We start from the raw sequence: 24,025 nt of genomic DNA, 5'->3' as shown, positions 1-24,025 counted from the left end.
ATTCGGATGAAACCATTATGAACTTGCACTGGAGTATTCTCATGAAAAAAGACAAAGAACAACATCAGCCTGTCCTTGAATCCATAACGGCAGATGAACCCAAAACCTCCTCTATAGCATTAGCTTTACAACAATTTAGAAAGGAAGCAGAAAAAAAAGAGGCTGCTGAGGAAGGTGCAAAAGTACGCTGCGGGACTTGTTTTAAAGAAATCGCACCTAAGCGCCTTTGTTCCGGACATGGCGCAGGTGGTAGCGGAGGTGATAGTGCCACCTCTGATAAGAAGACATCTGAGGAAAAAGCGAGTCCTGGTGAAGTTAAATTCCTAACTAAACCTGGCAAAGTAGTTGGGTATGAAGATGAATTGGTAGGCGTGTTTGGTTCAGAAGAACTTGATTTAGAGTCTGGTTTTGACCCAGAAATAATTGCGGAATTGATCGCCAAAGGATTATTGCTGGTTGATAGTGATCGCGTATCAATGACTCTTTCAATTAAATTACAATGTGAACCTAGTAAATTAACTGAAGAACAAAGAGAAGAATTAAAAAAATTCATGGAAGCGATTATAAAAGAATTCAATGAATTTAAAGAAGAAAATCATCTTTCTGATGATTGCATACAAATCCTTCAAGATGAGGAGGGAAGCATATGTTCTCTTCGCATTACCATGCCCACATTAGCTTTATACGATGCATTTATTCAACAGCTAGCAAATAATTTAGTGCCCGTACCCAGCCCGAAAGCACAAGAAAGAGATGAGGTAACGAAAGAGCAAGGCCTTACTGCAAGTCCACTTTCAAGAGAACCAAGACCGTCTAATAAAAATCAACTCTCCAAACAAGAAGCTAATGAGGAGATACATAATAAATCTGAGGATGGGGAACAAGAAATTTTTAACCCATCTCCTTTTAATATGAAGCCATGGTAATAGAAGTAGGGGTTTATTGATTTTTGAAAAGAACTTTAATTCAAGGCCCCATTTTCACGTAATTGGGAAATACCATTTCATGCTTTCTCAAGACTGAGCCCTTAAGTTTAGATATCTACAAGATCATTGAGGTCATTGGTTGCGTGTTGAAGTGATCCAGTGGATAGTTGATTTATAACGGATATTTCTTTTTATGGTTTTCTTATTTATCTGATTGAATGGTGTAGCTTTTTAGGCTATGATTGAAGCTTAGTTGGCTTCAACATAAAAATCATGTTTGATACTTCAATATTGTTTTCTGAATATCGGCGGCGTGTGCTGGCACTTTTATTGCTGCATCCTGATGAGCGTTATCATGTCCGAGAGATTGCGCGGTTAACGAATACCACAGCGGGTACACTTCATCGAGAACTATCCAAACTTGCTAAATCCAAAGTACTTCTGCGCGAGCAGAGCGGTAATCAAGTTTATTACCAAGCAAATCGAAATTTTCCTATTTATACGGAGCTTTCAAGCATTTTAAAGAAAACGTCTGGTTTGGTGGATGTGTTGTTTGATTTTTTAACTCCATTAGCTGAAAAAATTGAAGTAGCTTTTGTTTTTGGTTCGGTGGCCAAAGGAACCGAAAACCTTGGAAGTGATATTGATGTGCTTATTATTGGTGAGGTTGATTTTACAGAAGCAGTTGCAGCTCTTTATGCTGCCCAAGCGAGTTTAGGGAGAGAAATTAACCCCAAAATATATTCCAGGGAACAATGGAAGGCATCTTTACAAAAACAAGATCTTTTCATTCAGGAGGTTTTAAATAATCCCAAGCTATTTATTATGGGAGCTGAACATGACCTTGGATAATTTAATTGGCATCAGCCTGGAAAAAATACCATCTCACCCAGATACCATAAATCGGCTTTTGCATGCTGCTGAACGTAATATTGTGGATTCAAAAATTGACTTGGTTAGTGCGGAGAATCGCTTTGATGCTGCCTATAAAGCAATTATGCAAATAGCAAATGCAGCACTTCAATCTCATGGATATCGAACTTTGACTTCTAAACCAGGACATCATCAAACGATGATTCAGTTATTGCCTCAGACTTTAGGTATTGATAAAAAAACAGTGATTATATTGGATGCTATGCGTAAACAACGCAATATTGCAGATTATTCTGGCGATATTATTCCTGAGAGTGCAGTAATAACTTGTATTGCTCAAGCAGAAGCATTGTTGAAGGATTTTAAAAAATGGCTGAGTGTTAATGATGGAAAACAACAGTAATGTAAAGCAACAACTCAATGAATGTCTTGAGGTACTAACAAAGATTTTAGGCGCAGATCTTTTGGGAGTTTATCTTTATGGTTCTTATCTTGTAGGTGGTTTGCAAAAATACAGTGACATTGATTTTTTTGTTGTAACAAATCGTACCACAACGTCAAAAGAAAAGATGGAGTTGACTAACCATCTACTCCAAATATCAGGCATTTACATGAAAAGTACGAAGCCACCTATAGAAATGACCCTTGTGGAAAGGGTCGCAATTAATCCTTGGATTTATCCACCCCTTTTTGATTTTCAATATGGCGAATGGCTTCGCTCATCATTTGAAATGGGAAATTTTGAACCATGGTCTGATCGTGCAATGCCGGATCTTGCGCTGATTGTCACGCAGGTCTTATTGAAGAGTCATACATTGATGGGGGAAAGCCCTAGCAACTATTAGATCCGGTCCCATATTGCGACTTTTTAAAAGCGATGCTTCATGATCTTGATAGACTTTTAGCGGAACTTGAACAGGACACTCGAAATGTATTACTAACCTATGCACGGATTTGGAGTACATTAGAAACTAATGAGATTCGATCGAAACCTATAGCCGCCGATTGGGTGATTGATCGTCTACCTAAAATGTATCAGCCCGTGATGAACAGAGCGAAACACATATGCATTGGTTTGGAAGATGAATATTGGGATGATATTAATGTGCTTGTAAAACCCTGTGCTGATTTTATATTAAGTAGAATTATCGATCAAAAATTATCAATAAATCTAAAAGATCCTTGCGCCTTAATAAAGTTAGCCTAGATAGCAGGGAAGGAGACTATATTTGTCATTAGTATTATTTCAGTAAGATCAGTCATTTCCAGGTATTCTGCTACATTGCTACACGATCATCAAATCATTCAAACCATCTAGATGAAATTATCTATGAAATCATAGAGTAATGCATTTTTTCTGTTACAAATGCGAACAATTATTTGTAGCAAAAAAGATGCTACTTTATTGCTACTACATGCTACATTTTAAATGCTGCAAAACACATCCTGAAATAGACAAAAGAGGACGTCTTCAGTTCTGGACTGGATTATCTTAAGTTGTTCATTTTTACGCACCACCATTTTTTGCAAAGAGTTCCTTATTTATAATAATTTTTTATAAAAAAGGAAAATAGTAAAAAACGAAATTGCGCGAGCATTTTATTTGGGATTGTGTGATGTAGCAAAGAGTAGCGGTTATGTAGCGTTATCATTGCTACATTTTTGCAGGGTATTTTGATACAGAGATAGCGCCACAATCCTTTTATACTCACCTTTATCAAGGCAATACAGATTACTAACCAAGAAAGTGTAGCAAATGTAGCGATGTAATTTGTTATGTAAATTCTGACTGTAATCGGGGTTTGAACGATGCTAAAATCACCAAAATTCAGCTTTCTTTAAATAATTTCTATGACCCATCATCATATAGAAAAAGAAAAATATGAGCCTACTTTAGATCAAGTGCTTTATTCAAATTCATTAACTTTAACTACTTATGACTTAATTGAAGCTCCTATTTTTATCAAAGATAAATTGGGCCGTTATCTTTGGGCAAATGCTTTTTTTATCAGCCGTTCAGCGGGCTATAGTTCACTTGGAGAAATCACTAATAAAACTGATACTGATTTTTCTTGGCATGAGTATGCTACACAACTACGTAACAATGATAGGTCGGTGATAGAAGCCAGGCAGAGCCAAAGCCATTACGAGCAAATTATTCGACACGATGGAACTTACGTTAATATCCTTACTAAAAAATCTCCTCTTGTTGACAGTTCTAGCGAATTAATAGGATTAATCGGATTCAGTATTGCATTACCACAATTGCATGGTATTGCTGCTTTAAGTGCTCGCGAAAGAGAATGCCTTTATTATTTGTCTAAAGGATTTACTGATAAAAAAATTGCGAAACAATTAATTATTTCACCTCGAACAGTAGAAACTCATCTTGGTAATGCGAAATACAAACTAGGGGTCAGCACCAGAGCAGAATTAATAGCGACTTTTTCCCGCGTCTATCCGTCATTTTCCGGATAAAAATTCAAAATCCTAGTGATTATACTACCGCTGAATTAATTAAAAGGACTATAACAATGCTATCAAAAAAATTTAAAAATCAACGTGACTCAATTCTTGAATTGACGCTTTTGCCTAATAATCAGCTTGAGGGCTATTTTACAACAGCAGTAGCTTCCAAAGAATGTCAGCAAATTATTGGCCAAAGGCAACTCATTACTGGACTATGGACAGGGAATACACTGACATTTAGTGTTGTTTATGAGCAATGTGGCTCAATTTATAGTGTGGTTGGTAATTTTGATCAAGAAAAAAATCACATCGATGTGATTGGATTAATCAATCATCAATCAGATGATGCGACAGGAAAAGATTGCGGTTCTCGCTATATTACTCATGATACTTATAACAGCATAAATTAATTACTGGATAGAAGAAGAATTAATAAGAAACTTCAATTATAGGCAGGTGATTATCGCCGCACTTCTCAATGTTGTTTATAACATCTCAAAACGGAAAGCCTGATAAGAAGGTGATTCATATGGATGAGCCTTCTTTAAGGCTGCAACAGCAGCTTTGATTTGCTCTTCAGTACAGATAATTTCTACTTTATATTCAGGTACTCTTTCAAGCTGATTGATTTCTCCAATAAAAGCATGGCTGCCAGGTAATGGCATAAATTGCCCCTCACCCAATGTTTGCCAAGCACAATGTTGATAATGATCAACACTTCCTGCGCCTGTAGCAAAAATAGCATTTTTAACAATTTCTAAATGTGTTTCTGGAACACAAAAACAAAGCATGTACATGATATCACCTATGGGGAAATTAATTCTGATTTCCAAGAATCTTCTATCTTCGTATAGCGAATTACTTCAGAAAAAGAAATAGAGCCGACCGTGTAGAAAATCCATGTTTTTGGGATAAAGCGAAAACCGAAATAATACTCGCTCATAGGGATAGGAAGTCCTGCAAATTGATCACTCAATTCTTTTTTCCTGGTTTCCAATTGGTTTAAATCTTTAATGACAAGTCCTGAAGTAGGAGCATAAGCAGAGAATCTCAATTGGCGTTCACGAGGAAGAGTACTCCAAAAAGCTTCATTTTCTTCTTGAGAAATTGGTATTGCTGTACCTTCTAAAATAACTTGTCGGTTCTGCATCGCAAATAAAAAATTTAAACAGGATTTAGGGTTATTTAATAATTCAGCAACCTTGCGTGTTTTTTGCTGCGTAAAAAATAAAAGACTCTCTGTTTCAATTTCCCGAATGGCAACCACTCGACTATGAGGTTCACCAGAGCTGCTACAAGTACTTAAAACAGCACAGGCAGGGTCCTCAATTCCTCTTTCTTTTTCCTTGTTCAACCATTCTTTTAGCATGTTAAAGGGCATGAGTTTCTCCTGTAAATTGGTGTGATAAAGTTAAAAGTATTAAACAACTCATGTTGGCACTTTGCATGCGCGTGGATTCACTTCCACCATCGTTTTTGAACCTGATTTTACAATACGTATTTGATTGTGCTCCACTAATAATTCAACCGCTTGGTCGCGTTTTATTTTATCTCGCAATGGACTTAATTGTTGAATAGTTCGTAAGGTTGTTGAACTAATATTTTTTTCAATAAACCAGTCCATAAGTTTTAGGGCATCGGAAAACTGCAAAGAAACGGTTTCAGTAGGCATAATTCGTCGTGCTTCTTGCAAATGCCAACTAATTATTTCAATGGCATTTTCAGTATGCTCTACACTAATATCCCCATGGCGTCCTTCAAAGAGATGAAAAAGTGCTGCAAGCCGCGCTGTATTTTCAGCCGCTTTTGACGCGAAGTCAACGACATCGACCCACTGGCCTTGAGGTTTTAACCCAGCTTCTACAGCATTAAAAAATAAAATCCATTGTTGTTTTGCTGCAACACTCATTTTCAACAATGGAAGTTGAATACAACCTTGATGGCTTAATTGTTCTGACTGGTTTAAGCAGGCAGTGACACGTTGCTCATAATGGGTTAGAGAATGTAAAGAGGCAGGCGGCTCTTGGTAAAATCGATTTCCCATGCTGTTGGCAGGATAAGCCATCAGGCAACGAGCTAAAAACCCGCTTTGTCGACTAATACCTGATGCTTTCTTGGTAAGTTGTTGTAATATAAGTGGTTGCATCATCAAGTTAAGTGTTAAACGTCGATTTTCAATGGTAAATCCTTGCGTTGTTTTACGATGAGCCGTAAACGTCTTGCCGTCCCACAAACGATTAAGCAAAGCTACAAAACGAGTCGGATTGCCTTGCATGCTATGGCTACCTAAGATGATGCCTGCCTCATCAGACCATAAGGATGCAGAAGGCCAGCCTTGGGCCAAATGAATAGCCAGTGCTTCTTGGGTAGCATCTTCAAAATAAAGAGTAGGTTGCAAAGGAATTTCCGGTTCTTGATGAATTAATTCATCGAGCATTTCTTTGGCATAATCAGAATCTTCTCCCGTATAAGTTGCACGTTTGATTTGGGAGAATAAACTGTCTTTTTCCATTTGCCATACTTGGTGTTGCGTTAGCGCTGATAACACTTCAGGTTCACGCCTTTTACGAATAAGTGTCTCCCAGTGACGCGCTGCTTTCGAAAAAACATTGTCTGCAGCAGTTTTTCGAGTACCAGAGCCGCTGGCAATTAAAAAATAAAGCGATACAGGACTAATTAAATAGTTGTCTCGTGCTACATTGGCAAGAGATTGGCATGATAGAGACATATTAGCCAAGGCGCTGCATGCAATTAAAGGTAGCGGTTGCTGTCCATATTGTTGATAGTCCACTACGGCTTTTCTAACAATTAAGGGAAGTGCCTCAACTGGATAAGGACAGTCAGGGGCTAAGATTGGAGAAAGCGGGATAGGTTGTCCCCATACGAAGCTTTGATGTGACTTATTTCTGATCTCTAATTCATTTTGTTCGATAGTCATTATTTTAAGGATTGTATTTTGTAATAGACTTTTATTTTACCCTAGCTTCAATATCATGCAAAATGAGAGGACTGAAAAGCTCTGTAGCTAAGAAAATAGAAGATCAAATACAAGAAGTAAATTCTTATTGCTAAATTATTGGGGCAACTACTAATTAATTTTTAGTAGTTGCCGTATAAACCAGCATTATGCTAATAACAGCCAACATTCTGTAAGCAGTTCTGTCTCAGAAACTTCATGATCAAAGTTGTAATAGCAAAAAATACAGGGCAAATCACCCAGCTGTTCATCGGAGCTTGGCAACCAATCACGATATAAACTATAAACGGTATCACTAATAGTATCTCGTGTTCCTTTATGCGTTGCTACAGCATAACGTCCTGCAGGTAAACGTCTTTCAACGATATTACCCTCAAGTTTTATTTGTTCTGGTACAGTAATCGCTAAGTCAAAACGAAAATCGGAAGGCTCTGTTGTCTTAGGATCGTCGTAAGCAAAACCAAACGCTTCTCCTGCTTTTGGCTTTAAGTTAATTGATTGAGATTTTGCCCAATCAATTAGCTGGTTAACACTTTCACCTAATTTTTCAGGCGTACCTCGATGTTCAATAATCGCTAAACGTCTAGCAGGTATTTCTTTAATCAATACATTCATAATATTACCCTGGTTTGGCAATAAATACGGTGGACGCTCCCAAAAACTCCAATTTGAATGCAGCCTAAACTCACTAGGACTCAGTCCACAGCTTTGTTTAAATACACGAGTAAATGCTTCATGAGATTCAAATCCCGCACTTATTGCAATTTCAATAATGGTTTTATTCCTATCTACGATTAATTGATGGGCTGCTCGTTTTAAACGAAGCCACCGAATATATTGTTGTAGTGATAAACCCGTATAAGCAGTAAATAAACGATGAAAATGATATTTTGAAAAGCAGGCAATATAACTCAATTGAGTCAAATCAAGCTTTTCATCAAGATGTTTGCCGATAAACTCAATTACTTTTTCTAATTGTTGCTTGTAATTCATGCTTTCCTCAATTTAAAACCATCAAACTATTTACACAAACCATGTTATCTTATTTATGTAGATATACTTTGACCATTTTTGCTAATTTTAATGCTGTTTCAATTGATGTAGCCAAACTCAGAAGCAACACTAAAAGCGATTCATGTTAAGAGCAAGAAACAAGCTCAAATAAACCTTATCAGGCATTGAGCAAATAAAAAATGACGATAAAATGTAAGAGTCGCAGAAATTCAAACCCACCCCATTTTCAATTTTTATAACTATTCTAATAACAAGATGAGTATATTGGGGCTATAGATAAGAAGATACTATGAGTGTATTAAAATTTATTATTCAAAGAGCAATCCCGTACCGTTGGTATTTGTTCGGCATTTTTGCTGCTATGTGTCTTATCACTATTGATAACACATTAAAGCCTTTTTTGGTCAAACAACTTATCGATACGGTTTCTGGAAGACAAAACACAAATCTATGGCTTATTGCTGGATTCTATGGATTTTTGCAAATAATGCTGGTCAGCAGCTGGACTCTTAGTGATTATTGTTTGACCCGTTACGTTGCCAAATTTAGGCTGGATGTCGCTGAACATTTTATGAAACGTCTCTATGATTATCCTTATAGTTTTTTCCAGAATCAATTGTCAGGAAGCTTAACTTCCAAACTAAATGATGTATTTCAGCATTTGCCCCATCTTATTTTTACTCTCATTAATCCGTTTTGCTATTTTCTGATACTCATTTCTATTTCTCTTGTGTTGCTCTTTTTTGTTGCCCCAGTTTTTGCGGTGATATTAACTCTCTGGGTGCTTTTATTTTTTTTAATCACCTTTTTTTCATTGCGACAAAGCATCATTTTGAATAAGGAATATTCTGAAGAAAAAGCAAATATTATTGGTCTTTGCGCAGATTATCTAAGTAATATGCTAAGCGTTAAAACTTTTACGACCAAGCAATATGAGCTCGGTCGTTTTGAACGTTTAAAGAAGCCTTTTATTGCTATTGCTGAACGTGGCGGCTTTTATCATACCTGGCTTTATGCCATTTTAGGTCTTTTTACTTCAATTTATGCCTTTGGATTTATTGTATTTTTGATTCTCGGTTACCAAAAAGACAGCTTAAGCCCAGGAGATTTTGCGCTGGTTGTAATGCTTAACTTCAATATTATTAATACAGTCTTTGAACTATCACATAAATTAAGAGACTTTGTTGTTGATTGGGGTGCCGTCACTCAAGCATTAGCAATGCTTGAGGAAATGCCCCAGAAACTAGACAAGAAAAATGCAAAAAACCTTGTCGTTAATCAGGGCCAAATTGTCTTTGATAAGGTTAAGTTCAATTATCATGGGGGATATTCACTTTTTCAGAATAAATCGGTTGTCATTGAAGCAGGGCAGAGAGTGGGTTTGGTGGGTTATTCTGGTGGAGGTAAATCGACCTTTGTGAATCTAATCTTACGACTTTATGATGTAGTTGATGGTCAAATTCTAATCGATGACCAAGACATTCAATCTATTACCCAAGATAGCTTACGTCAAGCGATTGCTATGATTCCCCAAGACCCAATGCTTTTTCATCGAAGCCTGATGGATAACATTCGTTATGGCAGGACAGGAGCTTCGGATGAGGAAATCATTTTAGCCTCTCAGAAAGCTCATGCCCATGAATTCATTAGCAAGTTACCTCATGGTTATGATGCTTTGGTTGGAGAGCGCGGAGTTAAGCTTTCAGGCGGTCAGCGCCAGCGTATTGCCATTGCTCGTGCCATTTTAAAAAATGCGCCTATTTTAATCCTGGATGAGGCCACGTCTCAGCTGGATTCCATTACAGAATCCAACATTCAAGACAGTCTTTGGGAGTTGATGCAGGGAAAAACAACCTTGGTCGTTGCTCATCGCCTATCTACTTTGTTGCATATGGACCGAATTTTAGTATTTGATAAAGGACATATTATCGAAGACGGTACACATACAGAGCTATTGATGCTTGGTGGTTTGTACAAAATCCTGTGGGATGCTCAGGTTGGCGGCTTTTTACCAGATAAAAACCCTTCGGATCAACTCAATTAATACTTAGAACAGTCCTAAGTCAGAAGGCTTTTGCTCTCCTTCTTGCTGTCCTATAGTAGCGACTGTCGTCTGCTCCTGTACACGTTGGTTCATTTCTTGAGTTGGATTTTCTTTTACGCGCTTATCAAGAGGTAATTCTTCTCGTATTGATAACCATTGCCTAATAGCACTTAAATCGCCAACGATAGGCTCTGCAATTTCTCGAAAAACAGCGGGTCCATTTTCACTATTGGTGAGACAAACAACCGCTTCATCGGTAGTAAGATTAATCGCTGCTAAATTGCGTCCAGTTCCATTGTCACCCCAATGAAATGCGATACGGGTTCCATCGGTATTTTTCTGAATACCAATGCCTAGACCCCAAGAGATTTGATCTAAAATATCAGTAGAAACTCCCTGGCTCATTGCTTTAGTATCTTTATCTCTTAATGATGAAACAATAGGTTTGAACATTTCCCACCTAACATAGGGATCGTTAACACAGGCTTTTAAAAATTTTGCATAATCAGAAGTTGTTGTATACAAAGAGCCTGCCGGGTGAACCATATAAAATTTTTGCTTAAGATTTACTGAACCATCTTTATCATGACCTATTGCTATTGTTGCAGCATGTGCTGGGGGATGACCAAAAATAGTAGTCACAAGGGGTAATTCCCTTGCTTCAACCGGTATGGGTTTTGACCAAAAAAATGGTGGTATTTGAGCAAAGCGGGCTTTGATTTCTTTTAGACTTTTTTCTTCAACTTGGCTGGAGTTTTTTTCAGTAATTTGTACGCTGCCGTCTACTGCTCTTTCAGCAACAAATAATTTATCCTTATGAAGGATAATACTTAATTGACCATGTACATCTAAAGTATCTTTTAATAATTTTTTAATGCGTTCAGGCGTTGGCTCTTCCTCTTCATCTGACAGTTTAATAAGACTGCAACCCGTTGGTGGCATGAAGCTACTATCGGTCATACCTATATTAGCGAATTCTTCTTGGGCTAAAGCTTCCAGTGATTTTGAAGTAATGTGTTCCACAATTTCACCTAAAAATTGATAAGCCACACCTGAATAATCAAATTGTTTTCCTACTTCAGAAACATACTTTAGAGATTCTGGGGATGAAAATTCATTAGGTAACCCTGCTTGATGAGATAGGATCATACGAGCGGTTAATTTTTTATAATTTTTATCAGCTCGCATCTCCAGAGGACCAAAATCACCGTACTCATGAAGTGGTTTATCTAAATCAATGAGACCTTTTTGCGCTAGTTTCAATACAATATAAGCAAATACAGGCTTACTCAATGAAGCGGCTTCAAAAACAGTTGAACTAGTAACTTCTTCTGGTTTGTTGACATTAGTCACACCCACCTCTTGCGTAGTAACAACTCCGCGGTCAGAAATAATTGCTGTAGCAATACTTGGGATATTAGTTCTTTTTTGCAACTCACCTAAGGAGCTTGTTAGCTCTTTAGATGGATTGGGTCTTGGAAATGGATTTATGCCCCAATTATTCGTTTTACCACATAGCTCATCAAGAGTTCTAGCAAAACCCCATTTGGGGAAAAAATAGTGTGAAGCCAGTTCTATTTGAATTGTCGAAGGGATAATGTGTTCCGCAAGAATATGTCCATTATGCGAATTAGCAAAGAATACCACGGCACTCTTATCTTTTAAATTGACTGCAACCCATGCTCTACAATCATTCATGTCGCCTGAGTGGTAAGCCGTAACAACATCCTCCTTTTCATTGGTTTGTAGCCCCCAACCTAAGCCCCATGCGACATGACTTAAAATGAGCTCGGGTATCTTGTCTCTAGCAATTCCGATCGCTCCAGCTAAACCTCTATCGTGCGTCATGAAGGCATGCGGAACAAAAGGATTTTCAATGGAGTTGTCATGGCTTAGATGTTTGACAAACTTTGCATAATCTGTTGCTGTAGTTCGTAGTGTATTGGCGGCACATGGTTTGGGTTCTTTACATCCATATTGCGAGATTACAGCTTCTATCAACTCCAAATTGTTTGAAAGTTTACCTTTATCAGGTAACTGTCTAAGAATTCCTGGAACTACTCTTTCCGGAAAAGAGCGATTGACTATTTTTCCATTCTCTAACCAATAGGCTGTTAGTTGCTCATCTTCTTTTAGTATGACAATCTGACCAGGCTTCATTTCATCAAACAAGGGTTCTTTTTCAGCATGCAAAAGCAAGTGATAGGCCTTTGGTGGCTCATAAGTGCTATGAGTCATGTCACAATGATCAAACACATGGTTTTTGGCCAATGTTTCTAGATTTGCTTCAGTCAATTTTTCAATCACTTGATGTAAGTACACAATACCAACATTTGAATATCCATGCATTTTTTCTTTAGAATCTTTTTCTTTAGGATTAGGAATGAACTGAAACTTCATTTCACCATGAGCAAGGCCTGTTGTATGTGATAACACCATCCTTGCAGTAAGTGCTTGGGCACAGACAACAGCAGATGTGTTAGACATATCAAATTTCATTCCATCTATCTCAAATTCTTCTAACGGCAAGATATGAAAAAGAGGGGTATCTAAATCAAATTGACTCAGGTTGAATTTATCTAAATTAAATTTACCTGTCCCTTTCTCTGCTTGATTCGTCGCATTTGACTGAATCAACTTTTGCACTAAATAAGCAAATACGGGTTTGCTTAGCGAGGCTGCTCCAAAAACGGTTTCTGGTTTCACTCTCGTAGGTGGTGTAAGACCTGTTAGAGTAGTTATTAATTCAGACTCTTGAGGATCGGCCAATTTATAGGTATCAGTACAACTTTTTCGTAACTTTTGATATGAGGATTGATTACTTTCATTTAACTGTATTTGATGAACGCTTTGTGTCGTTTGATTTACATAATAAAGTTTGTCGTCAAATAAAACTACAGCATCTTTAGTTCCTAATCCCAGCTTATTAAAGGGACACTTGAGTGGATCAACTGGTATTGCAAAAAGACCGCAACCCTCTGTAAGGCCTTGTTCTTGAGTAGATATGATTCCATCACTGCTTATGAAGGCAATAGAAACTCCTGGAATCTGTGCTTTAGACATGACGTCCAGCAAAAGTAATTCTGCCATTTTTGCATAAGACATAAAATTGCTCAAAATACAAACTAGTGATTTAATTATACCTGATGCCGTAAAATTTATTCTCAATCAGCATTTTTTTACGAATTTTTTAACATTGGCGGATGCTCAGGTTGGCGGCTTTTTACCGAACAGAATCCCCCTAGATGGATTAAGTTGATATTTAATTAAGATTGGATCGGTAAAAATAGCACCGATCCAAATTTACATCTATTGTTTACATTTTGTAGGCATCTAAGATACTTTTAAGCCAAGTCTTTGCCTCTAGACTGACCTTGTCATCATTCAAAGCAATGTCACAAACATCATATTTTCGTGAAATTTCTTCACCATACATATCATCTAAGGCCTTATTCCAAAGCATTAGTACAGTGGAAGCTGAAGTTTTTCCTACTTGTTCAAGAATGCCATAAAGTCTATCCTTCCAATAAGCATCTAAAGCTTTTTCTAACCATGCCATGATCTCTGATGTTAATCCAATGTCGTCAAGACCTTTTCCTTCTCCAAATCCTTTTTCCCATTTTTTGGTTCTTAGATGAGCATATTTTTTACCGTATACGCTGTTAACCCATTCCATGTAGTTTTTTCCTGTTTGGATACCTATAGTGGAATCAGGATCGTGTTTCACGTTTTGTTTCAGTTCATCTAAGAGTTGATGCCATTGTTTTTCAAACTCAGCCTTATTATTTGTTTTCATTTCCTTTTCAAATGCTACATATTGTTTTAATTCATCAGGAGTGAATATTTCCTTAACCCAATCATGTTCAAGATGTTCTGCCATTTTATATACCTCAATCAGCTGAATAATGGTTTCCCATGGAATGGATTGATTGATATCAACAGAGTTAATAATGCTTCTTAAGGTTTTAGCTCCGGAAGTACATGCCGCTGCTTTTTGTTCTAACACTTGAGCTTGGGCCTCAAAATGGTTTAGCGCATGACGTTCTTCAGAGAGCAAGGTTTTGATTTGTGACAACTCAAAACCAAAAAACTTTAAAGCAATAATCTGTTGTCATTTCAATAAATCCTTCTCGGAGTAAATACGATACCCATTGGACTGTCGCAATGAAGGTTTAAGTAAACCAATGCGGTCATAATGATGCAATGTTTGCACCGAAACACCGGTCAATTTGCTTAAGTCTTTTACGAACCATTGAGTCATAGTATTACCTCCTTAGGAACAAAGGTAAGATATATAGTAACAATAGGGTCAAGCGGTTTTTTCATAAAATGGATGTTTATTTTTTTATACCTAACGTTTCAAGGACAAATCGGCAACGCTCTTCAATCGCATTATTAGGCACAAGCACAATTTCAAAACCAAACTCTTTGTATACCTCTATGTGAATTTGCTCAAAAATAAGGGCATCTTCATAACTGATTTTGCGAGCGGAGGTTGGTTCAATAAACCCCAAGTTCTCAAAAAAGAATACTTTGCGTTGATAGATACCCGCTTTTAGGCAGCGGTCAACTTCAGCTAATAAAACAGGTGAGGGTGTAAAATCACGATGATGCCAATGAGCGGAATAACGTCCCAATGCATAAGCACAAAATGGTGATCGATCATAAAATTGTAACTCACCTTTAGCATTCAATTGCCTTAATTTTTGTGTTAAGGCAATCTTATCTACAAAATCAGCCTGCTCCCATGGGCGCATAGTTCCCTTTGCCTGCTCTTCTGCAATGACATCCGTTGCAGATTCAGGAATCACTACATGCCCTAATCTTTTCAATGCCAAAATAACAGAAGTTTTTCCACTGCCTGGGGTGCCAGTGAAGATAAAACGATTTGCTTGTTCTAATCTATTCATTTAATTCAAATCTTTTTTGGATCTCACCGTTTATCTCAATGTTTTCAAGGAACATCTTAAGAGGTCGAACCCATAGTTTAAAATCACCGTAAAGCGCTCTGTACACCACCATATCTTCCAAGCTTTCCGAATGCCTGGCGATATCAATTACTTCATACAAATTACCTTTATAATGACGGTATATTCCTTTTTTTATAAAACTCATAGTACCTTCTTCATATAATAACGCTTATGACCTTTAGGGCAGTCATCCAGAACTCCAAACTCTTCGTAACCATATTTGAGATAAAAATCTTTTGCTTGAAAATCAAAGGTATCGAGGTGAATTAAAGTAACTCCTAATTCTTTAGCTTTTTCCTCAACTTTATTGAGTAAAATGGTACCCAAACCTTGGTGGCGATATTTTTCCTCAACAAAAAAGACACTGATGTACAGGATCTTCCATGTATAAACCTCCGAACAAATACCCGCTATTATTTCATCACCATTCTTGATCGTAACATTTATATCAATTACTTCAGGTTTTTGTGTGGAAGGGACGCACGATGTATTAAACTCAAACAACTTTTGATCTACAATTTTAAATGAATCTTTTGCATTGAACTCCAATTTATAGTTTGTATTTGGTACATACACATCGTGGCTATCAGTTGTTTTTTTAATTACGGCATCACTTTCTGCATGCAAATTGGTTAATTTTTTAGTAAACCACAAAATTAAATCATCATCCAAAGGATATGTTTCCCCAGGAATGGTTGGTTTATAACTATAAGTTACCCCTAAACCATCAGGAATATAACCACGGGTAACATAAAGTCGTTGAGCTTGTCCATATCCTCCATCGGAACCACCATATAACCCAACACCAATACCTACAACATCACACTGACTTGCTGCCTTGTCTTCAGCAACAGTGAGTAAAGCACTGCCTATTCCGAGCTTGCGAAAAGCAGGCAATACATTTAAGTCCATAATTTCTGGGATTTCTTTATGAGCAAAGGGTTCATAGTGTGAGGCCCATTTTAGAGTAACATAGCCCGCAATTTGGTCTTGAACATAGGCTACCCAAACTACTCGCTCAGATTGTTGTTGTTCTTGATGATACCCTTCAAACAAGACGTAAGGTTTTTGCCAATTTGCTTTTTGAAACGCATCGACCAAAACGGGGATATCAGATAATTCCATTAGCTTAATGGCAATTGACCGTTGGTTTTCTGCTAAAGGTTCAAGCTGTTTTATCATGTACACCATATTCCACTCATACCCTGCAGGTTTTAAATCAAAAAGAGCGTTAAAACCAACTGACTGATAAAATCGGTAGGTTTTAAGGTAATTCTCTTCCAATTCAGAGGGGCTAAGTGTTTCAACGGTTATGGTTTTAGCTCCTTGTGTTGCAGCAAAATGGCAAGCCGCTTCGATTAATTGCTTTCCTACACCTTGACGATGATAATCACGTTTTACAGCCATCCAGTAAATATTGGCATTATTAGGATAAGGAAAATCAATAGAAACGAGGCCCATAGTGTCATCTCCATCTTTCGCCGCAAAATTAGTGCGTGTGTTTACACCTATTGCGTAGTGCTCGTTCGCTTCTGGTAAACCAAAGTATTCTGGCAAATCCTTTGTAATGGTTCGACATAAGGTTTGAGCCCAATCTCCCGTTATTTTTTCGATTTGAATCATAGTATTTTCCCTACCGCAGTATCTCTCGCATCACCTTCATAGCCATCTGGATCATCAAATGGCATGTCGATATAACCATTATTTCTATAAAATCTTAGAGCATCCGGTGAGGACTCCACGTGCAAGCTTTGATATCCTTGGTTTTTGAGCCACTTTTCACATAACGCCAAGAATTGGCTACCGTATTGATGGGTTCTTTTTTCCTCATCAATCACAATGATACGCAAAGCGGCTCTCTGATGAGGCCATAATTGCAGATGGGCATAACCAATGATGTCGCTTCCTTGAGATAAAACAAAATGAACATGAGCATCATGCTCAAAAGTCCAAGTGTAAGGGTCAGAAAGCCCAGCTTTATCAAAAAAATAGAATTGTCTGAAATGACGTACTTTATCCCATTCTCGCGGCGTTAATGCCTTCACCACTCTTAATCCATTAAACCCTGCTTTTTTATCAATTGTTGCAATAAAATCTTCTTTGCCCAAACAATAGGCAGTAATGTCATAGGGATATTGATGGGCCAACTCTTGTTTTAAACGAGCATAAGCTTCTCTATCTTCTGGATGTGCTCTCATCCAGTCCCTAAATTTTAAATGCCGCTCGATTTCGGAATTTCCAAACTCAAAAATATGAGCATGATGTGTTCGTAGACTTTCTCCCTTTTGGAAATAGCGGCGAAAAGGAATACCGTATTCTCCTTTGGCTTCATAGCCAAGTGCCTGCATAGCAGCATTGGCACTGTCCACTTTGCTAATATCTAAAACAACTGGAATCATATCGATTACTGGTTTTGCAGCCAAACCTGGTACTGATGTGGAACCGATATGATGAATTTCAATGCAATTACTGCCTAATGCTTTTTTAATTCGCTTTGCTTCCTGTTCAAATTGCATAGGCCAATTAGCATTATAAGGAACTACTTCGATGAGTCTTTGTTCTTGGTTGACTTCCATCATTTATTCTCTCTCTTGAATATGCTGAACTATTTCACCCACAAATGCAGTGACTTCTTGATAGGTTTCTTCGGTCAAGATATCGCTTGCATGATTTAGTTCAGCTTTAGTTAATGCTCGTTGAATTAAAACTCGCCATTTTGGGAATTGATTTTTAGCCCAAGTTCCAGCTTTTAACTTAGAGCCTTGTTCCTGATGTTGGAGCACATACAAAGCCCGGCATAGAGTTAATACAACATAATATTGGTACCCTAAAGAATTTTTGGTATGAGTAACCCAATCTTGCCACTCAATGGCCTGTTTTTTGACATGCTCTATAAACTCACTATTTGATACAGGAGCAATAATCGACTTTGCTGATGGACCATATAGAATGAGGCTATCTCTTTGCAACAAATAATAATTAATAAGCCAGTCAGTCCCCGCCTGTTTGAGGTGAAACGGTTCCCCTGGGCTAATGACAGCAATTTGACCTGGCTCTGTCTTAAAATGTTGTAACATTTTATAAGATGCATAAGCTACTTCAATTCGGTCATTCCAAGCTGGAAAATGCTGAACCAGATTGGCATGCAAATCATCTAAAGCCGCGAATTCTTCTGGTGTCATTTCTTTGTTTAATGCCACAAGAACATCAATGTCGCTGGTTGTTTCATCAAAATCACCCCAAACAAATGAACCATACACATAAACGCCCAGCAAATGTTCCTTTAAAATTGATTGCAAACCGGATAGTAAGTCATTAAGTAAATGATGCACTACCCTAAACTCTGTATGTGGTTTATTCATTTGCTACCCCACTATCCACTAAGAGACTCTTCTTTTCGTTCATCTGGTAAAAACCCACCTACCTGCGCATCCCATAGTGTTTTGTACAAACCACCGCGATCTAATAGTTCAGCATGTGTCCCGTCTTCAACGATATGGCCTTTATCAAATACTAAAATTCGGTCCATATGCAGCAGAGTCGATAAACGATGTGCAACGACTAAGGTTGTTTTTCCCTGCATCAACTCCCAAAGACTGTCTTGAATGTTAGATTCTGTAATAGAATCGAGTTGAGAGGTGGCTTCGTCCAACATTAAAATGGGCGCATTTTTTAAAATCGCACGTGCAATGGCAATGCGCTGGCGTTGACCACCTGAAAGCTTCACCCCACGTTCCCCGACCAAGGTCTCATAACCTTCTGGCAAAAGACTGATGAATTCATGTGCATGGGCCTTCTTGGAGGCTGAAATGACTTCCTCATCCGAAGCTGTTGTCCTGCCATAACGAATATTATCCATCAGGCTTCGATGAAAAAGCATTGGGTCTTGTGGAATCATGGCAATGGCTTGTCTTAAACTCTCTTGAGTCACTTCGGATAGGTTTTGACCGTCGATTAGAATTTGCCCATCCACCACCTCATATAGTCGTAAAATCAAATTAACAAAAGTGGACTTGCCGCTTCCTGAATAGCCCACCAAACCCACTTTTTGACCGGCTTCAATTGTGACGGACTTATTTTGGAACAGGGAGTAACCACCTTGGTAATGAAATTTCACCTTGGAAAATTCAATTCGTCCTTGCGTGACCACTAATTGGGATGCATTATTTTTATCCTGTATCTCATGAGGGATGACCAATGCATTTAAACTTTGTCTTGCCTTGCCTAAAGCTTGGTTAAATTGGTCCACTTGGTACATGGTGTACCACATCATGTGTCCCAATTCCATGGAAAGCCCAAGAATCAAAGCAAAATCACCAATGCTCATCAGTCCCTTGCCATACAAGTGAATTAAGGTAATCGAGGCCAAACCTATCATTACCGCAATCATTCCACCCTGTGCGCAGCATAACAAAACAATAAACAGCTCTTTTCTTTGAAAAGCCCGTTGTACCAAGCTAAAAAACGTGTTCATACGTTCCACTTCGTAGATTTTGCGTGAAAAAATACGAATATTGGATTGATTCGCCAGGCTATCGACTAATTGCCCAGAAAGCTGCGATTCGGAATTTGCATGGTCATCGGACAATTGAACCAATCGTGCCGACATCCAAATACTAAATGAGGCAAAGGCAATGAACCAAAGAAATAAAATATAAAAAAACAGGACATTAACAAAATAGGCTGTAATAAATGAAACCACTAATAATGAAGCACCACGAAGAAAGTCGATAGACACGCGATGCAAAATAATCTCAAGATTATCAGCAAGAGTAGTAATTTGTGTGGCAATTCTCCCCGATAGATTATCCTGAAAAAATTGCGTACTACTTCCCAACACATACTCAAACATTTGGCTAATGATTTGGTTTTTAAGCACTGCTTCGTATTTATAGTTCAAGTACCCGATTGTTCGCCAGGTGATATTGTCAAAAACAATAAAGTTCACTACCAGTAATCCAGCGATCCAATACAAAGAGGAGAAGTCCGTACTTGTTTTTGCTGCCAAGGTATTAATAAAGGATTTAATCAATAAACTATTAAACGGTCCCCAAAATCCAGCCATTAAAGCAAGCAGGATAAATAAAAAAACCATGCGTCGATACGGTTTTAAAAAATGCCACATAAAAGAGCCTATGTGGTTAGGCAAACGATTAGTCATGATGAACACCCTCTGATTGTTCCTCATTGAAATGATGTATCTTCCCTTGATGAACGTGATACTTAGTTTCAATGTGAATGGAATCTAAAAAATCATAATCGTGAGAAATAACCAGTATTGCACCTGAAAATTCACGTAATACTTGAATGATATGATCGCGTGTTTCCAGATCTACATTGTTGGTTACCTCATCTAAAATAATTAGCTTAGGCGGATTGGCAGCAATTAAGGCTAAAGAAAGCCTTGCCTTTTCACCACCAGAAAGATCTTTGACCTTTATTTCTACCTCGATGTTTTTGCGAAATAAAAAGTCATTCAAATGGACACGAAGTTCAGCATGAGAAGCATGGGGCATCTGACTTTTCATCAAATCCAGAACTGTTTCGTCACAATTCAGATGTTGATAATGCTGATCGAGATACCCAACTGTATTGCGCTCTGGAAGAGTCCACTCACCTGTTCTCTTAATGTGACTATCCTCCAAGATCGCTTTGACAAAGGTGGACTTCCCTGATGCGTTGTCCCCATACAATGCCACCCGTTCGCAGCCATTCAAGTGAAAATGAATCTCTTCAAGAATCACATCGAAAGCCTCGTAGGCAATAGAAGCGTCTTGAATACTGATTAGGGGCTTATGGTGGTCAAGACCGTTTAATTTAAATTTGGGCTTAATCGTTTCCGGAAGGTTTAAAGATGAAAGCTCTTCAAGCACCTGTTGTTTTTTATGATTAATCTGACTTAATCGTTTATTTCCTGTTGTCATTGCATTGGCAAGCTTTGTATGAGACCGAATCGTTGGCCATTTACGCTGCGCTATCTTTTTTTCACCCTGAACACGAGAACGTTTATTCCGTTCTTGTTCTCTCATTAGAGCAAGATGTGATTCTTTCTTCTCCCGTGAAATCCGTGATAATTCCTGTTCAATCGATGCTTTCTTGTCTTCAAGCATTTGCTGATAATCACAATAAGCCCCTCTAAATACAGCGAGCTTACCTAAATCAATATGCCATAGAGTATCTGCGACTGTATTGATGAGCTCCGTATCATGAGAAGCAATGACCAACGTCCCCGGATAATGCAGGAGCATACGCATTAAAGAACGGCGATTGCGTCTGTCCAGATGATTTGTGGGTTCATCCAACAACAACACATTCGGATCTTCAGACAATATCTTGGTTAATGCTTGGTTTAATCGTTGACCACCACTTAAATCAGGACATTCTTCAATCACTTGGGGTAAATAACCAATACGAACATCCTGTGGCATTTTAATTTCGCCAGCAGAGGCTGAACAAAGACCAGCAAATCTCTTAAGTAAGGTTGATTTTCCTGAGCCATTTCGGCCAATCAGTGCAATACGCTCACCAAAGTGAATTTCACCACTGAAGTCTTGAAAACAGATTTTATGCGGGTAGATAAGACCTAGGTCTTTAAATTGAATCGGTTTATGATGCATGATTTACTCTTAAGCATATCTTTTAGGACAATAAAAATAGAAAATCAAAAATGATTTACTCTCTCTGCCCTGTAGAAGGGCGTACTTAAGATGTAATTTTCATGGCGTTATAAACCTACTTTTGATGGTTTTTTATATCACTTGATATTTTAATGCAAAATAGTTGCTGATGTCAATTTTTATTTCACTCTCTTTGGGCTCGCGAAACCATCTTTTTTATAAGAATTTCTTAGGCTTCAAATAGGCCTAGTGTAATGAAATGAACTCCTTATTTATTCCAATCCGTAAACTGGGATATTATCCCGTCTGTAAGGAGAGGAGTCCATTTCATTACACTAGGCCTATTTGAGGAAAAAGCGAAGGATTGGATGGCACAACAATCGAAAAAACTTTCATCCAAGGTTAACATACATTTTAATTATGGCGGCAAAGGTAGTGTGGTTACAATTTTTGCTTCTTTAGAGGAAGCAGAATGGTTGATGTCACATCTTAATGGTGAGTCACTAAAAAAAGAATGACTGAACACAATTTATTCGATAGAATGATCATAATTTAACCGCTCCAGGAAAAAGTGTTCGGTTGACTGTTGTTTCAAACCAAATTAAGGAAAATGGTAATGAGTAACATTCTAAACATTAAAAATCAATTTCACCTCTCAATACACAACCTTAATGCCTTATGTACAGGATTGTTACACCTCAATCCAATACATAAAAAAAGTACGGGTAATTAATTCAATAATTACGGGATTTTCCGTCACTTTGTTTCTCTTAAGGTAAGTCCGAAACTCATGTGACACCGTTTAGCATTAAAAAGTGGATGCCCACTCGTTGTAAGGAAGAACCATGACGTATCAAAAATTGGAACTTGAGTTAGCTTTAGACCTTCATCCGTCAGAAAACATGGAGCAGGACAACCCCAATCAAAAAACAAAAAAAGATAAAGAACGTTTTGAGAAGATTGTAATTACTCAAAATAAAATACAAAAAATCAAAGAAGAATTGAATCAATTGATTCAGGCGATGAATCACAATCCAAGCTTATTATCGCGTGCTGCCAGTTTCTGGAATGAAATCCCCTTATGGCAAAAAATTACTGCAGGTGTCGTGCTCACCGTACCAGTGTTGATGATTGGACTCATGGCAAATCTTGCAGCCCTTATTACGCTCAGTATTGTTACTGGAATTGTTTATACGGTAAGCCATATCCTTCTTGAAAATCATCAGAGTCAAAATGCAGACAATATCGAAGGTTTAAAGGCAGGAATCTCAAGTCTTGCTGATCTGCTGGACTCGGTTATTTCAACTCTAGATCTCTTACGCGAACAGCTGGCAATTGAAATTGATGCATTCCAGAAAGAAAATACGCGCCTAACCGCTAATATTGATCAATTTTGTGAGCAAATTAAAACATTAAAGTCACAAATTAATGAGCTTACGGATACCGAAAAAGCACTGCGTGCCACTCAGATTGAACTTGAACTTACTAGCAAAAGGCTCAAAGACTCAAACGATGCGCAGTCTCAAGCTTTAGAAAATACTCAAAGACAATTAGAACAGGTTGCTCAGGCGTATAAAGAAAATCAAAATCAGTTATCTGATAAAATAAAAGAACTGGATAACGTGAAAGAAAAAATGGGAATAGAAGTTGAACAGGCGCGGGCTGTTGGACTGGTATTAAGTGGAACAGTTGAAACATTTTCTAATATGGTTATTCAAGACAAAGAACAACGAGCTGCTTTTCAAAAAAGATTAGAGGAATTTCTAACCAATAAAGAGAAAAGCTTTGTTGAGGTGGCAGACCGAATTTGTGATGCCGAACGCAAACTGTCAATAGTTACCAAACAATTAGAAGAAAGTAATCAGCGGTATCGCAAACTTTTAGACCGACAGGAACAACAGATTATTCGCCTGGAACAAATTGATGTGTATCAATCTGAAGAGACACAGGAATCGTTTGATGGTGTTAAGCCAAGCATCAAAGGGTTTTATGCAATAAAAAAAGAGGCTCCTTTTTTAGCTGTTTCTACCCATGGGGCACAGATGACCGTTGTGATATAAAAAGGCAATATATTCCTTTAGGACTTATGGGTCGTAAGACTTTAAGCTGGGTATTGATGCGCCACAATTTAGGTA

At 37.9% G+C, this 24,025-nt stretch carries 22 protein-coding genes and 1 pseudogene; 10 read left to right on the top strand and 13 right to left on the bottom strand.

Annotated features, from left to right (window positions below; translation table 11 throughout):
- The first annotated feature begins 41 nt into the window (after positions 1-41).
- The 7 genes from BN3124_RS05100 to BN3124_RS05075 all read left to right on the top strand — a co-directional run bounded on the left by BN3124_RS05100 (position 42) and on the right by BN3124_RS05075 (position 4,678).
- Positions 42-926, top strand: coding sequence for a hypothetical protein (locus BN3124_RS05100; RefSeq protein ID WP_058533733.1), 885 nt, complete (start codon positions 42-44; stop codon positions 924-926).
- Between the two features lie 273 nt (positions 927-1,199).
- Positions 1,200-1,778: a nucleotidyltransferase domain-containing protein gene (locus BN3124_RS05095; RefSeq protein WP_058533732.1), complete on the top strand. Its 579-nt coding sequence runs from the start codon at positions 1,200-1,202 to the stop codon at positions 1,776-1,778.
- Positions 1,765-2,202, top strand: a complete 438-nt coding sequence (locus BN3124_RS05090) for a DNA-binding protein (protein ID WP_058533731.1) — start codon at positions 1,765-1,767, stop codon at positions 2,200-2,202. Before BN3124_RS05095 ends, BN3124_RS05090 begins: the two co-directional genes overlap by 14 nt.
- Entirely contained in the window at positions 2,183-2,644 is a 462-nt protein-coding gene (locus BN3124_RS17310; RefSeq protein WP_230849083.1) for a nucleotidyltransferase domain-containing protein, read from the top strand. Before BN3124_RS05090 ends, BN3124_RS17310 begins: the two co-directional genes overlap by 20 nt.
- A 32-nt stretch (positions 2,645-2,676) precedes the next feature.
- A complete protein-coding gene (locus BN3124_RS17305) occupies positions 2,677-3,006 on the top strand; it encodes a DUF4111 domain-containing protein (RefSeq protein WP_230849082.1) in 330 nt (109 codons plus the stop codon).
- Positions 3,007-3,650: 644 nt separating this feature from the next.
- On the top strand, positions 3,651-4,277 hold the full coding sequence (locus BN3124_RS05080) for a PAS and helix-turn-helix domain-containing protein (RefSeq protein WP_058478615.1): 627 nt from the start codon (positions 3,651-3,653) through the stop codon (positions 4,275-4,277).
- A 56-nt stretch (positions 4,278-4,333) separates the two neighbouring features.
- Positions 4,334-4,678, top strand: coding sequence for an avidin/streptavidin family protein (locus BN3124_RS05075; protein WP_058478614.1), 345 nt, complete (start codon positions 4,334-4,336; stop codon positions 4,676-4,678).
- A gap of 75 nt (positions 4,679-4,753) precedes the next feature.
- Here BN3124_RS05075 and BN3124_RS05070 read toward each other — a convergent pair whose 3' ends face one another.
- The 4 genes from BN3124_RS05070 to BN3124_RS05055 form a co-directional block, all read right to left on the bottom strand.
- Positions 4,754-5,065, bottom strand: a complete 312-nt coding sequence (locus BN3124_RS05070; protein WP_058478613.1) for a YqfO family protein — start codon at positions 5,063-5,065, stop codon at positions 4,754-4,756.
- Positions 5,066-5,073: 8 nt separating this feature from the next.
- The gene (locus BN3124_RS05065; protein WP_058478612.1) at positions 5,074-5,649 is read right to left on the bottom strand and encodes a pyridoxine/pyridoxamine 5'-phosphate oxidase; all 576 of its coding nucleotides are present in this window, start codon (positions 5,647-5,649) and stop codon (positions 5,074-5,076) included.
- Between the two features lie 48 nt (positions 5,650-5,697).
- A complete protein-coding gene (locus BN3124_RS05060) occupies positions 5,698-7,206 on the bottom strand; it encodes a YfjI family protein (protein ID WP_058478611.1) in 1,509 nt (502 codons plus the stop codon).
- Positions 7,207-7,392: 186 nt separating this feature from the next.
- Entirely contained in the window at positions 7,393-8,238 is an 846-nt protein-coding gene (locus BN3124_RS05055) for an AraC family transcriptional regulator (RefSeq protein ID WP_058478610.1), read from the bottom strand.
- Positions 8,239-8,548: 310 nt separating this feature from the next.
- On the opposite strand from BN3124_RS05055, the gene BN3124_RS05050 reads away from it, so the two are divergent.
- Positions 8,549-10,303 carry an ABC transporter ATP-binding protein gene (locus tag BN3124_RS05050; RefSeq protein WP_058478609.1) on the top strand — a complete coding sequence of 585 codons (1,755 nt, stop codon included), beginning with the start codon at positions 8,549-8,551 and terminating at the stop codon, positions 10,301-10,303.
- A 3-nt stretch (positions 10,304-10,306) separates the two neighbouring features.
- On the opposite strand, the gene BN3124_RS05045 is transcribed toward BN3124_RS05050, so the two are convergent.
- From BN3124_RS05045 to BN3124_RS05005, 9 genes and pseudogenes are all read right to left on the bottom strand, one after another.
- A complete protein-coding gene (locus tag BN3124_RS05045) occupies positions 10,307-13,408 on the bottom strand; it encodes a serine hydrolase domain-containing protein (RefSeq protein WP_058478608.1) in 3,102 nt (1,033 codons plus the stop codon).
- A gap of 211 nt (positions 13,409-13,619) precedes the next feature.
- Positions 13,620-14,564, bottom strand: a pseudogene (locus BN3124_RS05040) (MerR family transcriptional regulator).
- A 76-nt stretch (positions 14,565-14,640) separates the two neighbouring features.
- Positions 14,641-15,213, bottom strand: coding sequence for an AAA family ATPase (locus BN3124_RS05035; protein ID WP_058478606.1), 573 nt, complete (start codon positions 15,211-15,213; stop codon positions 14,641-14,643).
- Entirely contained in the window at positions 15,206-15,418 is a 213-nt protein-coding gene (locus tag BN3124_RS05030) for a DUF1653 domain-containing protein (RefSeq protein ID WP_058478605.1), read from the bottom strand. Before BN3124_RS05030 ends, BN3124_RS05035 begins: the two co-directional genes overlap by 8 nt.
- Positions 15,415-16,896: a GNAT family N-acetyltransferase gene (locus BN3124_RS05025; protein WP_058478604.1), complete on the bottom strand. Its 1,482-nt coding sequence runs from the start codon at positions 16,894-16,896 to the stop codon at positions 15,415-15,417. Before BN3124_RS05025 ends, BN3124_RS05030 begins: the two co-directional genes overlap by 4 nt.
- Positions 16,893-17,849 carry a bifunctional GrpB family protein/GNAT family N-acetyltransferase gene (locus tag BN3124_RS05020; protein ID WP_058478654.1) on the bottom strand — a complete coding sequence of 319 codons (957 nt, stop codon included), beginning with the start codon at positions 17,847-17,849 and terminating at the stop codon, positions 16,893-16,895. The genes BN3124_RS05025 and BN3124_RS05020 overlap by 4 nt, the downstream gene beginning before the upstream one ends.
- Positions 17,850-17,852: 3 nt before the next feature.
- A complete protein-coding gene (locus BN3124_RS05015; protein ID WP_058478603.1) occupies positions 17,853-18,635 on the bottom strand; it encodes a nucleotidyltransferase domain-containing protein in 783 nt (260 codons plus the stop codon).
- A gap of 11 nt (positions 18,636-18,646) precedes the next feature.
- Positions 18,647-20,434 (bottom strand): ABC transporter ATP-binding protein, encoded by a 1,788-nt coding sequence (locus BN3124_RS05010; RefSeq protein WP_065235623.1) that lies wholly within the window; start codon positions 20,432-20,434, stop codon positions 18,647-18,649.
- The gene (locus tag BN3124_RS05005; protein ID WP_058478602.1) at positions 20,427-21,890 is read right to left on the bottom strand and encodes an ATP-binding cassette domain-containing protein; all 1,464 of its coding nucleotides are present in this window, start codon (positions 21,888-21,890) and stop codon (positions 20,427-20,429) included. The genes BN3124_RS05010 and BN3124_RS05005 overlap by 8 nt, the downstream gene beginning before the upstream one ends.
- A 368-nt stretch (positions 21,891-22,258) precedes the next feature.
- Between BN3124_RS05005 and BN3124_RS16755 the strand changes: the two genes are divergently transcribed.
- Positions 22,259-22,408: a hypothetical protein gene (locus BN3124_RS16755; protein ID WP_230849080.1), complete on the top strand. Its 150-nt coding sequence runs from the start codon at positions 22,259-22,261 to the stop codon at positions 22,406-22,408.
- A 327-nt stretch (positions 22,409-22,735) separates the two neighbouring features.
- Entirely contained in the window at positions 22,736-23,950 is a 1,215-nt protein-coding gene (locus tag BN3124_RS05000) for a LegC2/C7 family Dot/Icm T4SS effector (protein WP_078061484.1), read from the top strand.
- Positions 23,951-24,025: the final 75 nt, after the last annotated feature.

The organism is Legionella saoudiensis, from assembly GCF_001465875.1.
In the GTDB taxonomy this organism is placed as follows: Bacteria; Pseudomonadota; Gammaproteobacteria; order Legionellales; family Legionellaceae; genus Legionella; species Legionella saoudiensis.
Note: the sequence above shows the minus strand (reverse complement) of the source record. Positions and strands in the feature narration are given on the sequence as shown.

Bases quoted from the DNA above. Each gene is read 5' to 3' on its own strand.
- BN3124_RS05075 (WP_058478614.1), top strand. From the start codon at position 4,334: ATGCTATCAAAAAAATTTAAAAATCAACGTGACTCAATTCTTGAATTG.
- BN3124_RS16755 (WP_230849080.1), top strand. From the start codon at position 22,259: ATGGCACAACAATCGAAAAAACTTTCATCCAAGGTTAACATACATTTT.
- BN3124_RS05035 (WP_058478606.1), bottom strand. From the start codon at position 15,213: ATGAATAGATTAGAACAAGCAAATCGTTTTATCTTCACTGGCACCCCA.
- BN3124_RS05000 (WP_078061484.1), top strand. From the start codon at position 22,736: ATGACGTATCAAAAATTGGAACTTGAGTTAGCTTTAGACCTTCATCCG.
- BN3124_RS05030 (WP_058478605.1), bottom strand. From the start codon at position 15,418: ATGAGTTTTATAAAAAAAGGAATATACCGTCATTATAAAGGTAATTTG.
- BN3124_RS05060 (WP_058478611.1), bottom strand. From the start codon at position 7,206: ATGACTATCGAACAAAATGAATTAGAGATCAGAAATAAGTCACATCAA.
- BN3124_RS17305 (WP_230849082.1), top strand. From the start codon at position 2,677: ATGCTTCATGATCTTGATAGACTTTTAGCGGAACTTGAACAGGACACT.
- BN3124_RS05080 (WP_058478615.1), top strand. From the start codon at position 3,651: ATGACCCATCATCATATAGAAAAAGAAAAATATGAGCCTACTTTAGAT.
- BN3124_RS05055 (WP_058478610.1), bottom strand. From the start codon at position 8,238: ATGAATTACAAGCAACAATTAGAAAAAGTAATTGAGTTTATCGGCAAA.
- BN3124_RS05005 (WP_058478602.1), bottom strand. From the start codon at position 21,890: ATGCATCATAAACCGATTCAATTTAAAGACCTAGGTCTTATCTACCCG.
- BN3124_RS05025 (WP_058478604.1), bottom strand. From the start codon at position 16,896: ATGATTCAAATCGAAAAAATAACGGGAGATTGGGCTCAAACCTTATGT.
- BN3124_RS17310 (WP_230849083.1), top strand. From the start codon at position 2,183: ATGATGGAAAACAACAGTAATGTAAAGCAACAACTCAATGAATGTCTT.
- BN3124_RS05045 (WP_058478608.1), bottom strand. From the start codon at position 13,408: ATGTCTTATGCAAAAATGGCAGAATTACTTTTGCTGGACGTCATGTCT.
- BN3124_RS05065 (WP_058478612.1), bottom strand. From the start codon at position 5,649: ATGCCCTTTAACATGCTAAAAGAATGGTTGAACAAGGAAAAAGAAAGA.
- BN3124_RS05095 (WP_058533732.1), top strand. From the start codon at position 1,200: ATGTTTGATACTTCAATATTGTTTTCTGAATATCGGCGGCGTGTGCTG.
- BN3124_RS05010 (WP_065235623.1), bottom strand. From the start codon at position 20,434: ATGACTAATCGTTTGCCTAACCACATAGGCTCTTTTATGTGGCATTTT.
- BN3124_RS05100 (WP_058533733.1), top strand. From the start codon at position 42: ATGAAAAAAGACAAAGAACAACATCAGCCTGTCCTTGAATCCATAACG.
- BN3124_RS05015 (WP_058478603.1), bottom strand. From the start codon at position 18,635: ATGAATAAACCACATACAGAGTTTAGGGTAGTGCATCATTTACTTAAT.
- BN3124_RS05070 (WP_058478613.1), bottom strand. From the start codon at position 5,065: ATGTACATGCTTTGTTTTTGTGTTCCAGAAACACATTTAGAAATTGTT.
- BN3124_RS05020 (WP_058478654.1), bottom strand. From the start codon at position 17,849: ATGGAAGTCAACCAAGAACAAAGACTCATCGAAGTAGTTCCTTATAAT.
- BN3124_RS05090 (WP_058533731.1), top strand. From the start codon at position 1,765: ATGACCTTGGATAATTTAATTGGCATCAGCCTGGAAAAAATACCATCT.
- BN3124_RS05050 (WP_058478609.1), top strand. From the start codon at position 8,549: ATGAGTGTATTAAAATTTATTATTCAAAGAGCAATCCCGTACCGTTGG.